Source organism: Neobacillus sp. PS3-12, from assembly GCF_030915385.1.
Lineage (GTDB): Bacteria > Bacillota > Bacilli > Bacillales > Cytobacillaceae > JAEVLT01.
Genome location: NZ_CP133268.1, coordinates 5250755 through 5264689, shown reverse-complemented (window position 1 = coordinate 5264689; position 13935 = coordinate 5250755). Strand labels below are relative to the sequence as shown.

Below are 13935 nucleotides of genomic sequence, written 5' to 3'. Positions count from 1 at the left end.
ACAATCTGGAAGGAGTTTTTATTTTTCATCAAATAAACCATATTTTTTTTTAAACCTGGATAAGTTTTTTATCCAAATATTACCAAATATGAGTAAAAAGAAGATATTCGAAATCGCGTGCATGGAATCAAACAGAGAACTTGCAGCAAAATAGGAAATAAGTGCCTTAATCGACATTGTTCCTTCAGATTGTGCGAAAGAGAAAAAGCCCCAGATATTCATGATCCAGCCAAATAAAAAGCCCCAAACAATTCCAAAAATTATTCTCCCCCAAGTTCTTTTCATAAATGAAGTATGACGAAGCAGACCCGCAGTAAATCCTACCAATCCCCAAGCTGCCATTTGCCAAGGCGTCCACGGGCCCTGACCTAAAATCATATTGGAAGCAAGCGCTGCGGTAGCGCCAATGACAAAGCCACTCTCTGCTCCAAAAACAAAACCTGACATCAATATCACAAAGGTTGTTGGCTGAACACTGGGAATACTCGCAAACGGAACTCTGCCAACTGCTGCAATAGCAGCAAGAACTGCTAACAGGACAAGTTCCCCTGCTTCAATCTTTCTTTTTTCAAACCGATAGAGGAGAAATACCATCGAGACAACAACAAAACAAATACTCAAGCCAATATAATGATTCTGCCAGATTAATGACAAACATAAAATAACTGCCAGCAAAATAAATAATAGGATGTTTTTTAGGATTCGATGAATGTGCATAAGCTGGCCGCCTCCTCCACGGTTAAAATCCGATTTTCTGGGATAAGGCGGAAAAGCCTTTGAATCATCGTTGTATAAAAGAAATTCCCACTAAAAAAGTTTTCCGGGGTTTCTTCAGAAGTTATTTGCCCTTGAAACACCATCCCACATTTGGATGAATAAAGAGCCGAGAATTCCACATCATGGGTAGACATCAAGATTGTGATACCTTGGTTAGTAAGTTCTTGAAGGATATTAGCCAAGTTATGTTTCGAAATTGGGTCCAAACCTTTCGTTGGCTCATCGAGCAGAAGGATTTCAGGCTTTCGTATGAGCAAGCAAACCATTGCCGCCTTTTGAATCTCACCGCCGCTTAAATCATAAGGGTGGTGGGAAAGCAAATGTGAGAGACCGAATCTCTGCAGCATATTTTGCATTTGTTGCCCATCATAATTCCCCCACATTTTCATCGTTTGATCCAGCTCCTTTTCAAGCGAGTCCTGGATAAAAAGTAGTTTTGGATTTTGTGGCAGGTATGCAATTCTTTTAATGATCTCATTATGATTCCATGATTTTAATGGCTTTCCTTGTAAAAAAACTTTACCATTCTGTGGTTTTAATAGTCCTGCTAAAAGTTTAAGTAGCGTTGATTTGCCGGACCCATTACCGCCTAAAAGAGCATAAAATTCTCCTTTTTTAAGCGTGAAATTCAAATCATCTAAGACCATTTCAGCTTTATTTTCATAATAAAAAGAAACTTCTTTTGCTCTTAGGATTTCATCTTTCTTTTCAGGAATATGTTTAAGAGGTTTATTTTTAAACGAGAATGGTTGAATCCAGTTTCTTCCTTCCCTCACTGATAATGGGAGAGACCCTTGACCATTCATCGTTAAAAATAAGCTTGGAATACTTGGAACATAGTCTTGAAACGGAGAATTCCATAGTTTCTTCAAAACCTCACTCGGATTCCCCTCGTGAACAATTTGGCCTTTATCCATCATGACAATTTTATCTGCAAGAGTAAATACTTCCTCAAGCCGATGTTCGGCCATAATAATGGTCATGCCAAATTCTTCGTTCAGCCTGATGAGCATATCCAAAAATTCACGAGCACTTACAGGGTCAAGTTGTGATGTTGGTTCATCTAACAAGAGAATTTCAGGCTGCATAAGAAGCACGGAAGCCAGATTAATTTGTTGTTTTTTTCCTCCCGATAGCTCACTTGTTTTTCGATGCAAGAGGGATTCGGCCCCAAAATAATGGACCATTTCTGCCAATCTGCTTCTCATTTTATTTGTTGAAAGGCCCGTATTTTCCAGTCCAAAAACGAGTTCATGGAGAACGTCATCGGCTACCAGTTGATTTTCCGGGTCTTGAAAAACAAAGCCAATCTCTTTTGAGAGTTCGGCAGTATCATCAATTAATGAACCATTTATAAAGAGTTCTCCCGAAAGTTTGCCATGCGGTTGAATTTCCTTTTTTAATAATCTTAATAATGTGCTTTTTCCCGAACCTGATGACCCAAAAAGTACGACAAATTGACCTTTTTCTACTTCGAGAGATAGACGATCAATGGCTGGCTTATTTGCATCTGGATATGTAAATGAATAATTTTCTAGTTTGATAACCGCCATCTGACGTATCCTCCCACACCCGCAACAAGCGGAAAACTTAAAAATAAAAGGTAAAGAAATAGAAAGAAGAATTCACTGGGAGAGATTAAGGTCGACTCCATAACGGGGTAAATCGTTAAATATCCATACCCTTTCATCCTTCCTATTAATACCAACAAAAAAACTACAAGAAGATAAAGCAGCGCAAAAAGATCTCTTTTTTTAAAGATAAAATACTCATATGATGTACGTTTACCATGACCGTATCCCCGCGCTTTCATGGAATCTGCCGTTTGAATCGCTTCTTCAAGTGAATACACCAGCAGCACCTGAACATAAAGTATACCTGTTTTTGCTTTATCCATCCATCTTCCATGTAACATCGAAAGTCCCTTACTCGTTTGGATCTCAGAAATTTCAGCTAATCTTCTTTTCATCAAAGGGATAAAACGAAGCGTTAGCATCAACAATACAGCAAATTGCGGCAGAAATTTTGAAAATAAGTATAAAAGCTTATTTGGTGACATTACCTCATTGTACGAAACAAACAGTGCCATGACTCCAATAATAAGAAGGGCGTTCATGACCCCGTAGACTGTGGCCTCCAAGGTAATCCGATGTTGAAAAATCTCAAATAATACATGACGGCCGCGTTCATTAAAGATTGGGTTAAGAACAATGATTAAAATCCCAGTAGTGATCATAAAAAACAACCAGTGTGTTAATCCTTTTAGGCGATCTTCTAAAAAATTAATCGCAATGATGATAAGCAAAGCAGCCCCTAAAAAAATAGGATGCTGCAGGTTAATCATTAAGGATATAGCACCAACATAATAGCAAAACGAAACAAGCGGATGCATCCGTTTAAAATTTTTCATTGTTATCTCCAGCTAGTTTTCTTTATAAATCCATTCTATTTGATCTCCAGCTTTAACTGTAATGGCCCCAGCACTTTTCGCTATTCCTGTCCCATTTTGTTTACAAATCCAGCCGCTCATTGCCCCATAATCCCGTTCATAAATCCCATCAATTCCTCTTACATAAGCTGTCGCTCCACTGCCTGTTTTATCTACATCTATATTATTCTTTCCTGCTGCATCCAGGAGTACATCAAGAATTGTTTCATTGCCTTTTATATTTACCGTTGTCAAATTTAGAATGGTAGGTCGATCTTTTGGCCCTGTAATTGATATTTTGACAGTTTGTACAGGAGCTGCTGGTGCTGCTGATGCTACTGGTGCTGGTGACGTTGTCTGTTGGCTAGGAGCTGTATTTGCAGTTGTCTTGGGTTTAGATGGCTGTGCAACCTGTGCCGGTGAACTAGGCTTTGCAGCTGCAATTTGCTGGTTTGTTTCTGGCTTTGCAGCTACGGCTTGAGTATTTGCGTTAGCAGTGTTTGGTTGATTTGTTGTGCCAGCAGCTTGTACCTGCTTACTAGTTTCACCCGTAGGATCTTTCTGTTTTTTATCATTTTTTGCTTGCGTTACTTTCGTTTTCTGGTCGTTAGTCTCACTTTTGGAAGATGATGATGAACTGCAGCCAATTAAACTAATGAGTAATAAAAAAGTAAGAATTAAGGAAATTGATTTGTGAAAACAGTGTGTCATTTTAAAAAAACTCCTTCCATTCGTTTTGCATGAAAAGACCCCTCGAGCTTTGAAAGCAGGAGGGATACTCTTGGCAAAATTATGCCCTTCTTTTTCGTTGGAAATAAACCAGTATTGTTCCAGCCAGAATGAGCAATAAACCTGCAAGCACCATGTTTTCTGCATTTGTTGAAGTATTTGGCAATGCGTTGCCTTTATTGCCTACAGCTTGACTTTGTTTTGTCTGTATAGGTGGTGCTTGTTCAATGCCATTGGGCGAAATAGGCAGATGATAGAGATATCCTTTTCCACCTTTATACATTTGATAAGCTGCAAGAGCTTCAAATGCTTGTGGAGTTGAAAAGGTATCGCTTGTATTCCCTGCCTTATAGCCAAAGCCTCCATCATTCTGTTGAAAGGACATTAAATATTGCATGATGCTGACATTATCCTTTATAAAGGTTGGACCATTTCCATCTATTCCTAGCGAAGATAGTGCCAAGATGATTTGGGCAGCAGTTGAACTGTTATCTACCTTTGATGCAAGATATTGTGACGATAAATATTCCAAAGCTTTAGAAATATGATCTTTTACCTCTGTCTGATCCTTATATGGTGCAAGAGCAACTAGTACCATTGCAGTAATATCAATGTCACTAGATGAATCAGTGGTATTTAATGACCAATGGCCATCCTGCTGCTGAGTATTCAGGAGTTGATTAATTAATTTTTCTTTCGTCCATGTTGCGGAAGAAGGAATCGGGAAATCAGTACTGCCCAGGGATATTAGCGCATACACTTCACCATTCGTACCTTGTTTTGTAACATCGCCATTATAAATGTTCTGGACTAAATTATAACCGGAAATATTGGTCGAATCCCCACCTGCTGCAAGAATCCCAAGTGTGTACTTTTCAGCATCAGTTATATAATGAAACTTTCCGCTATTTTTTTGAACAAGCTGATTAGCACTTGAAAGGAAGCTGGACGGAATTATTTTACCCGTTTGTTTTAAAGCAATCGCTCCCCAGATATTGTCATCAGACCAATTTTTAAGAGTATATTCACTTGCTGAATCAATAGCCTGTTGCAATTTAACTGATGATAATGACTCGCTGGAAGATGCGGAATTATTATTGTTGGATCCCCCATTGGAGTTCGAATCCCCACTGGAATTAGAGTTGTCACCAGTTGGTGTGTATGTTTCAAGTTTGAATGTAATTTTATCATTCGGCTGAAGTTTATAACTGTCGGCTCCAACGCTGGCGTATTGACCATTAACGTAGAATGCCCAATAACTGTTTCCTTGTGCGGAAGTACCATCAATGCTGATAATCATTGGACCATATTGGGTATTCTGTAAGCCTATTTTGTCAGAGCCGAGGGTGACCTGCAACAACTGAAGGGCCGTAGGCTGGCCGACAATACCAATATTATATGGGGAAGAATCATAAAGACTTTGGCCATTATTTCCGATTACTTTTAAAGAAACTGAATCTGATGGCTTTGTCCAATCAACATGTCGGAAACTTAATTTATCCCCATCATGGACATTATAACTGCTGGAACCTACAGGCGCAGCAATCCCATTCACATAAAATGCCCAATAATATGTATCCTTTGAACTCAGACCCATAATGCCATTTATTGATTTTCCAAGGGATGTATCAGAAGCATCTACATTTTTAGCTCCTACCGTGTTTACTAAAGCATCGAATGCTGTTTCGTCTTGTACATATTGTATAGGTGTTTCAGATAATAAGGTCCCTGTTTCCTGGCTCCCCTCAACTAAAAGTGACCCCGTTCCAATTGGTGCCGCTGCGGCTGCAGCAGGCAGAGCCTGAAATCCACCGAAAAATAAAGTAAATACAAGCAAAAGCATCAAAGCTACTTTGGTGTACCTCTTTTCAATCATGTTTCTCACTCCATCCTAATAAAAAAACTTTTTCATAAAAAAATCCCCCGATGAAGGAGGAGGTGGTATGTAGGTTAAGAAGAATAAAACATTCTGTCTTAACACCCTCCTATCCGCGTAGGCTTTGGTGAGTAAAAACAGGCAGGTTTCCTGGCTCATGATCATTGCTCCCTATGCCTTCCCATCAATTTGACAGTGGCTAATATAGGTTGCTCCCATTTACAGTGGCGGGACCGCGTTGGCTTTTACCAAACTTCCCTATTAAGCTAAGAATCTATAAAAGATTATAGCACCTGTTTTTGAATCTATTTTTTTATGCTAAAGCTATTATAGCTTTATATTGAATTATTTGTACATGTTTTTCCAGAATATTTATGTCACTTTTCGCTAAAAAACACGTATTCCACAATTGGATCTACCTGTTTTTCAGCAAAACTTCGACATTACTTTCCTTCCTTTTCTAGAATTTCCTTTAGTTCTGACCAGTTCTCAATCCTGGGTAATTGAAGATGCTGATTATAGGGATGGCTTTTGACGTAAACCTTGGTCTTCACGTTTATTAGCGTTTCCAAAACCGCAGGCTTGTCATCAAAATAATAATCAATACCCAATTCGTTAATAATTCGAACCTTTTCAGGGTCCTTCATCCCGCAAAAGAATCGGTCATCATGAACAGGAAAATCCGGCATTCTGCAGCCATTCTTTTGTCCTTTGGCAGTAATCCCCTTGCCTTGATGTCACGTAAAAGATTTCATGACCCTCTTTTTCAAGTTCCTGCAATACTTCAACTGCAAATGGAAAGGGAGGACAATCTGTAAAATAGATTTCTTCTCTGTTATCCATCCACATTTTTCTACCATCCTCATCAGTCAAACCAAATGATTTGTGGATGGCTACTGTTTTTAGGGCATGGAAAGCCTCAATGGGAACATCCTTTTTTAGTCTTCGCTTATACAGATGAAAGGCATGTTCCCTCAGATTAATTAATGTATCATCAACATCAAAACCAAGTTTCATTTAATCCCCCTCTTTTACACGATTAATTCATTAGGAGAATAATTGAATTAATGTTCGAACGATCTGCACAGATTTGCCATTTCAATTGCAGCGGACGCAGCATCCCAACCCTTATTTCCTGCTTTTGTTCCTGCTCTTTCAATTGCTTGTTCGATGGAATCGGTTGTTAGTACACCAAAAACGACTGGAATGCCACTTTTTAAAGATGTAGCAGAAACACCTTTTGCTGCTTCGTTGCAAACATAATCAAAATGTGGTGTCGCCCCGCGTATTACTGTACCAAGTGTGACCACTGCATCATATTTTTTACTTTCAGCCATTTTTTGGGCTATTAATGGAATCTCAAAAGCCCCGGGAACCCAAGCAATATCAACATCTTCCTCGTTAACACCATGGCGTTTAAGGGCATCCTGCGCACCGCCTAGCAGTTTACTTGTAATAAATTCATTAAAACGGCCAACGACGATCCCAACTTTTAATCCAGTACCAACTAAATTTCCTTCAAAAATATTACCCATTTATTATCCCTCCATATTTTCAACCTATATTTTTTCCTCTGGAATGGTACAAAATGTTTTACAAATGTAATAGGTGCCCCAGTTTATCATGCTTAGTTCTTAAATAATTTTCATTTTCTTCTCTCATTGGCATTTGCAGGGGAACTCTTTCTACCACTTCCATCCCGTATCCACTTAAACCCTTGATCTTTCGAGGATTATTGGTTAACAAACGTAATTTCGTAATACCGAGATCTTTTAATATTTGAGCTCCAAGACCATATTCCCTTAAGTCTGCGGGAAATCCAAGTTTTTCATTTGCTTCAACTGTGTCTAATCCTTGTTCTTGCAATTTATAAGCTTTCAGCTTATTTAAAAGTCCAATTCCTCTTCCTTCTTGACGCATATATAAAAGGATCCCATTGCCTTCTTCATTTATTTTCTTTAAGGCTGCGTGCAGCTGTGGACCGCAATCACATCGATAGGAACCAAAAACATCTCCTGTTAAGCATTCAGAATGCACTCGCACCAAAATTGGTTTTTCAGGATCGATCTCCCCCTTTACTAGTGCGATATGCTCTTTTTCATCTACAATATTTGAGTAACCCACTGCTGTGAATTCACCAAACTCTGTCGGCAATTTGACTTCAACTTCCCGTTTAACTAGCTTATCCTCGCGATTTCTGTATTCAATTAAGTCTTTAATCGTAATCAATTTTAAACCAAATTGATCAGCTAATTTTCGAAGCTGGGGGACCCTGGCCATTGTTCCATCATCATTCATTATTTCACAAATGACACCAGCAGGTTTTGCCCCGCATAATCTGGCTACATCGACTGCTGCTTCCGTATGCCCTGTTCTTTGAAGAACTCCGCCCTTTTTAGCAATAAGCGGAAAAATATGACCAGGTCGTTTAAAATCATTAGGCTTTGCATCTAGGTCAAGCATACTTAAAACTGTTGCAGAACGTTCATAAGCAGAAATTCCAGTTGTTGTAAACTTATGATCAACGCTGACTGTAAAGGCAGTATGATTAGAATCAGTGTTGACAGTAACCATTGGCATTAAATCCAGCTTTTGAGCTAATTCTTCTTCGATCGGGACACAAATGAGTCCACGTCCATTTGTAGCCATAAAATTGATGACATCTGGGGTAGCTTTTTCAGCCAGCGCAATAAAGTCTCCTTCATTCTCTCGATCTTCATCATCGCAAGCAATGATGATTTTCCCTTGTTTTAAGTCTTCTAGGGCTTCTTCAATTTTATCAAACATCATAATCACTCCTATCATTTAAATCCATTTTCTTCCAAAAATTGGGCTGTAATACTTGACTTTTTTTGGAGATTATTTTGATTGGATCGACTTGTTAAAAAATGACCAACATATTTGCCAATCATATCGCATTCCAAGTTTACGATATCCCCCTTTCCCTTAAATCCTAAAACCGTTTCAGAAAGTGTGTGCGGTATTAATGAAATAGTGAAAGTATCCTCCGCTACACCAAAAACAGTTAAGCTTGTCCCATCAACTGCAATCGAACCCTTTAAAACAATAAATTTTAGTACTTCCTTCGGTGCTTCTATTTCATAATAAACGGCATTTTCAAATGGCTGTTTACTCTTTATGATTCCTGTACCATCAACATGCCCTGAAACAAAATGGCCACCAAATCGGCCACCTGCCGCCATCGCCCTTTCAAGATTGACCCTTGACCCTTTATTGAGGTCCTTTAAACTAGTTGCCTTTACCGTCTCGGGCATGACATCCACCGTAAATCGGCTGTTTGAAAAAGATGTTACGGTTAAGCAAACCCCGTTTACTGAGATACTGTCTCCAAGTTGGACTCCCTCTAGCACTTTTTTTGCGTTTATTGACAGAACAAATGCTTCTCCAGTTTTCTTTATACCCTCAACTAAACCAATTTCCTCAATAATGCCAGTAAACATATCAGTAACCTCTTTCTATAATAGGTTCTGCAATAACAAGGAGATCATTTCCTATTTTTTTTACTTCTTTAATCGTTAATGAAACCGCATCTGTCATTTTTTCGAATCCGCTTCCTGCAAAAGAGGTTGGAGCCGTTTTTCCGCCAATTAATGTTGGAGCAATATATGTAAGCACTTGCTGAAAAGCCTGCTCCTTAAGAAAGCTGCCATGAACCTCAGCACCGCCTTCCACAAATAAAGATGTAATTCCTCTCTCACCTAAAACTTTTAATAACTGTTTAATATCAATTTTTGTACTAGGCATTTTGATGATCTCTATTCCAGCTGATTTAAATGTCTCTTCTTGTTCGGGTAATATACTTGTACCAGTAATGATCCACGTCGGTGCACGTTGATCAGTTATGACATTTGCATCTTTTGGGGTACGCAAATGGGTATCCAAAATAATTCGGATTGGGTTTTTACCACCAGCCGGAAGCCTTGTGGTTAGGCTTGGGTTGTCTTTCAGTACTGTGTTAATCCCTACTAGTATGGCATCGTGTTTGTGCCGCCAATGATGAACATTCATTCTCGCTTCCTCACCGGTTATCCATTTACTTTCCCCTGTAACAGTTGCGGTTTTCCCATCAAGACTAACAGCCGTTTTAAGCGTTACAAATGGAAGTCCGGTTAGAATATTATAAAAAAACACTTTATTTAGTTCTCGTGCCTCAGATTGGAGTAAGCCAATCTCTACTTCAATTCCAGCCTTTTTCATTCGGTCAATACCGGTACCGGCAACCCTTGGATTGGGATCAGTGGTTGCAACGAATACTTTTTTTATTCCTGTTTTAATGACTAAATCAGAACATGGCGGCGTTTTGCCATAATGACTGCAGGGTTCAAGTGTTACATACAGTGTTCCTCCTGCCGCTTTTTCGCCTGCCATATGAATCGCATGAACTTCTGCATGAGGTTCTCCTGCCTTTAAATGGGCACCCATTCCAACGATCTGATTGTCATTAACTAAGACTGCTCCTACAACTGGATTAGGTGATGTTTGTCCAATGGTGCCTTTTGCAAGCTCCAAAGCAAGCTTCATATAATCGGAATGATTCAAAAAATCTCACCTCTATCGAAAATAAAAATGACCCTGAAGAAAATAACTTCAGGGTCATTAAAAAGGCAATGTGAAACAAGGGCTTAAAATCGGAGTTTTTTCCCATTTTAAACCTGCTTTTTTCCTTCTCCCATCCAGACTTTTACTGTCGGCTCTGGAATTTCACCAGATCCACCGTTTAACAAAAAGTTAACCGGGTCACGGACTAAGAAGCAGATGCTTCATCACCGCCGGTTCGGAATTTCACCGTACCCCGAAGGAATATTCGATTTTGTTATGTTCATTATATCTCTTTATTTTATAAAAAGGAAACCATAACTCCTGGCATAATCAAAATTCTGTTATTATTCAACAAATTTTAGGATCCTGTCAACGGCATTCACACCTTGGTCGATACATCCTGGAATCCCCAATCCTTCAAAAGATCCTCCTGCTAGGAATACACCTGGCAGTTCACTTGCCAGAGACTGTTTTACACCTTCCATCATTTGTAAATGTCCGACATTATATTGGGGCATCATATTTTTATAGCGGCTTACGATTGTAAACTCAGGCTTTTCCGTAATATTCATGGTTTTATTTAAATCATTTAAGGCAATTTTTATAATTTCTTCATCACTTAAGTTAACCGCTTCCTGGTCATCTGTTCTTCCAACATAAGTTCGAAGTAATACTTTTCCATCAGGAGTAGTTCCAGGCCATTTTTTATGCGTCCAAGTACAAGCAGTGATTCTAAAATCACTATTTCTTGAAACAATAAATCCTGATCCTTCGATATCATCTTGAATCTTGGATTTTGGAAATGCCATAGAAACTGTTGCAAGTGAATTTGCTGGCATCGTTTTGAATATATCCATAAAAGAATAATCTTTAAGCATTTGTTGGGCAAGATGATGACCGGTTGTAATCACAACAATATCTGCTTTTTCAATTTTCCCATCTGCTAAGGTCAATTCATAACCAGAAGGACCTTTTACAATCTTGACAACACTTGTTTCTTTTTGGATTGTTTCCTTATCAATCTGTTTTTCTAATTCCTCTATTAATGTTTCAAGGCCATTTTTGAGAGAAATAAACATTCCTTTTCGGGAACCTTGTTTTTTAACTGGCTTTTTCCGTTTTGGAACTGTGTGTTTTAGACCCAACACAAGACTGCGGTGTTTTTGCTCCATTTCGTAGAAATTTGGAAACAATGCCATCAAACTCAAATCGTCAATATCACCGGAATAGATACCTGATAATAAAGGCTCAATTAAGTTTTCTACCACTTCATCCCCTAAACGTCTTCTAAAAAACAGCCCAAGTGATTGATTGATTTGTGGTCTCCCTTTCGGTAATATAAAATCACCAGCAGCTCTCATTTTACCTAATGGAGAAAATAGACTTGAAACCGCAAATGGAGTAACCTTTGTTGGTATTCCCATATAAGAACCTTCTGGCATTGTATGCAATTTTCCTCTGGCATAAATATACGATTTACCAGCAATGTTATAGATGACTTGCTCCTTTAAACCGATTTCTTCAATTAATTTTAGCCCGCTTTTCTTTGTGACAACGATCGAGTCAGGGCCTTTTTCAATAATAAAACCGTCTTTTCTAATTGTTTGAATAACACCACCAAGGCGATTGCTTGATTCAATCAATTTTACCTCTAAGGGAAGTAACTTTTCCTTTATTTCTTTCTGCAAAAAATATGCAGCAGTCATCCCTGTAATGCCTCCGCCAATAACAACTACCTTTTTATTTTTCATATGATCACGCCCATCTAGGAAGAATCAAAATTATCATTTTGTTCAATATTTCACAACGATTAATAAAAAACATGAGGAAGACAAACTTTCCTCATGTTTATATTTTATCAAATGTTTATATGTTTTTTATGAAAAGACAGCTAATTGTAATAAAAAGTTTGGAATTCTAACTCTGGTTTGATCTTAAAAGTTATACTTATACTGAATTTTACTGTATTTCTTTACAGGAATATAGATTTCAAACTTTATCAACTCATCAGAAAAGTCAATTTCATTTATATTAGAGTTATAAACTTCTAAACTAAGAGCCTGATTGTCCTGTTCATAGCCGTATTCCTCCATCCAAGCCTCTATCCTTTGGTATGTATGTTCAATCTCCGCTGCCATTCCATTGTGTGTACAAAATACATAATTTTTTTCTGGAATGGTAAAACCAGTCATTCCTTCAGGTATATAAGTAATCTCTTCAACCGGCACAGTGACATAATACGTCAGTTCCGTCTCTCTCCCATGGAAGGGAGCTATAAAAATATTCTGATTCCTTTGAAAGAGTACCTCATCAGAGCGTTGTTTCATCCTGGCAAATAGAAATGGAATTTGATCCATTTGTGCATAGGTTCCATTCCACGGAATGCCAACAACTTTCATTTCTTCCCTTTCAATCACTCGAATGTCCAAAATAATCCCCCCTTATCACATCATATTTTTTAAGTGATTATTTTATCCCTAAGGGTAAACTTTTTTTTGATAGAGTTTATTTTTAGAAGTATCAAAAAGATTGGTTGTATTTTACAATTCTTAATATTATTATATCTCAATATTTTAAAATTTGATAAAATAGTTTTTGAGAATATAGACTCAAATTTTAAGAAAAGGTTTTGCTGCATTTAAATCCAAAGGAGCACCCTTAAATGCCTATATTTTACGTCTTGATACTACTGTTAACGAGCTTTCTTTGGGGAGGGAATTTTGTTTATAGCAAGTTTCTTATCGGTCATGCTACGCCCCTTATGTTAACAATATTGCGTTGGACCATTGCCATCGTCGTCCTGTTCCCTTTGTTAAAAAAAAATGGCGGAAAAATGCTTCCATCAAAAGATTCTATTCTACCATTATTGTTAATGGGGGTTACAGGCGTAGTTCTTTTTAATATCTTTCAATTTTTAGCAATTGCCCAAACATCAGCGATCAATACTGGTTTGATTTCTACATTAAATCCACTTACCATTGCTCTTGCTTCTGCCCTCTTTCTTCATGAAAAAATAAAATTCCAGCAATTGCTGGCGATGCTTTTATCGCTTTTTGGCGTATTGATTGTCCTGTCAAAGGGTTCACTCAACCGAGTTTTGTCCCTTCATTTTAATAATGGTGATTTATGGATGGTTGCAGCCGTTATGCTGTGGGGAATTTACTCTGTTATGGCCAAGTGGGCAATGAAAAAAGTGCCGCCTATTATAGCAACCTTTTATTCAGGTTTTTTTGGAGTCGTAATGTTATTACCATTTAACTTAAAAGGCTTTCAGATTACAAATATAGATGTTCCATTCATCCTTGCAATTGTCTATACAGGAGTTGTTTCTACTGTTGTTTGTATGACTCTGTGGAATATTGGTGTACAAAAGATTGGGACCGTAAAAGCTGGGATCTTTTTGAACTTTAATCCGATCTTTACAGCGATCCTCGCCTTTTTTATTTTACATGAAACGCTCAAATGGGCCGAATTCGCAGGCAGTATCATTGTTATAGCTGGATGTTTTATATTTTCAAGATATTCAAAATAAAATCACAAAATTCCCCTGTCACTATGGTGACAA

General features: G+C 38.0%; 12 protein-coding genes, 1 pseudogene and 2 riboswitches. Of the genes and pseudogenes, 1 reads left to right on the top strand and 12 read right to left on the bottom strand.

The features are described 5' to 3' along the window. Positions 1-18: 18 nt before the first annotated feature. The 12 genes and pseudogenes from RCG17_RS26370 to RCG17_RS26315 form a co-directional block, all read right to left on the bottom strand. Positions 19-717, bottom strand: a complete 699-nt coding sequence (locus RCG17_RS26370; RefSeq protein ID WP_308172971.1) for an ECF transporter S component — start codon at positions 715-717, stop codon at positions 19-21. Further along, complete coding sequence (locus tag RCG17_RS26365) at positions 696-2330, bottom strand: ABC transporter ATP-binding protein (protein ID WP_308172970.1); 1635 nt, start codon at positions 2328-2330, stop codon at positions 696-698. The genes RCG17_RS26370 and RCG17_RS26365 overlap by 22 nt, the downstream gene beginning before the upstream one ends. Next, on the bottom strand, positions 2312-3187 hold the full coding sequence (locus RCG17_RS26360) for an energy-coupling factor transporter transmembrane component T (protein ID WP_308172969.1): 876 nt from the start codon (positions 3185-3187) through the stop codon (positions 2312-2314). Before RCG17_RS26360 ends, RCG17_RS26365 begins: the two co-directional genes overlap by 19 nt. A 12-nt stretch (positions 3188-3199) precedes the next feature. Further along, positions 3200-3916, bottom strand: coding sequence for a DUF4430 domain-containing protein (locus RCG17_RS26355; protein WP_308172968.1), 717 nt, complete (start codon positions 3914-3916; stop codon positions 3200-3202). 79 nt (positions 3917-3995) lie between these two features. Next, the gene (locus RCG17_RS26350) at positions 3996-5810 is read right to left on the bottom strand and encodes a DUF4430 domain-containing protein (RefSeq protein WP_308172967.1); all 1815 of its coding nucleotides are present in this window, start codon (positions 5808-5810) and stop codon (positions 3996-3998) included. Positions 5811-5932: 122 nt separating this feature from the next. Next, positions 5933-6122, bottom strand: a riboswitch (cobalamin riboswitch). A 131-nt stretch (positions 6123-6253) separates the two neighbouring features. After that, a pseudogene (locus RCG17_RS26345) lies at positions 6254-6827 on the bottom strand (HAD family acid phosphatase). 47 nt (positions 6828-6874) lie between these two features. Continuing rightward, positions 6875-7345, bottom strand: a complete 471-nt coding sequence (ribE, locus tag RCG17_RS26340; protein WP_308172966.1) for a 6,7-dimethyl-8-ribityllumazine synthase — start codon at positions 7343-7345, stop codon at positions 6875-6877. Between the two features lie 58 nt (positions 7346-7403). Then, positions 7404-8597: a bifunctional 3,4-dihydroxy-2-butanone-4-phosphate synthase/GTP cyclohydrolase II gene (locus RCG17_RS26335; protein ID WP_308175965.1), complete on the bottom strand. Its 1194-nt coding sequence runs from the start codon at positions 8595-8597 to the stop codon at positions 7404-7406. A gap of 14 nt (positions 8598-8611) precedes the next feature. Then, positions 8612-9271 carry a riboflavin synthase gene (gene ribE / locus RCG17_RS26330; RefSeq protein ID WP_308172965.1) on the bottom strand — a complete coding sequence of 220 codons (660 nt, stop codon included), beginning with the start codon at positions 9269-9271 and terminating at the stop codon, positions 8612-8614. Between the two features lies 1 nt (position 9272). Continuing rightward, positions 9273-10370 (bottom strand): bifunctional diaminohydroxyphosphoribosylaminopyrimidine deaminase/5-amino-6-(5-phosphoribosylamino)uracil reductase RibD, encoded by a 1098-nt coding sequence (ribD, locus tag RCG17_RS26325; protein ID WP_308172964.1) that lies wholly within the window; start codon positions 10368-10370, stop codon positions 9273-9275. A gap of 118 nt (positions 10371-10488) precedes the next feature. After that, positions 10489-10635: riboswitch (FMN riboswitch) on the bottom strand. 79 nt (positions 10636-10714) lie between these two features. After that, the gene (gene hemY, locus RCG17_RS26320) at positions 10715-12121 is read right to left on the bottom strand and encodes a protoporphyrinogen oxidase (RefSeq protein WP_308172963.1); all 1407 of its coding nucleotides are present in this window, start codon (positions 12119-12121) and stop codon (positions 10715-10717) included. Between the two features lie 183 nt (positions 12122-12304). Further along, positions 12305-12799, bottom strand: coding sequence for a GyrI-like domain-containing protein (locus RCG17_RS26315; RefSeq protein WP_308172962.1), 495 nt, complete (start codon positions 12797-12799; stop codon positions 12305-12307). A gap of 233 nt (positions 12800-13032) precedes the next feature. Here RCG17_RS26315 and RCG17_RS26310 point away from each other — a divergent pair, with 233 nt between their 5' ends. Then, entirely contained in the window at positions 13033-13902 is an 870-nt protein-coding gene (locus RCG17_RS26310; protein ID WP_308172961.1) for a DMT family transporter, read from the top strand. Positions 13903-13935 lie beyond the last annotated feature (33 nt).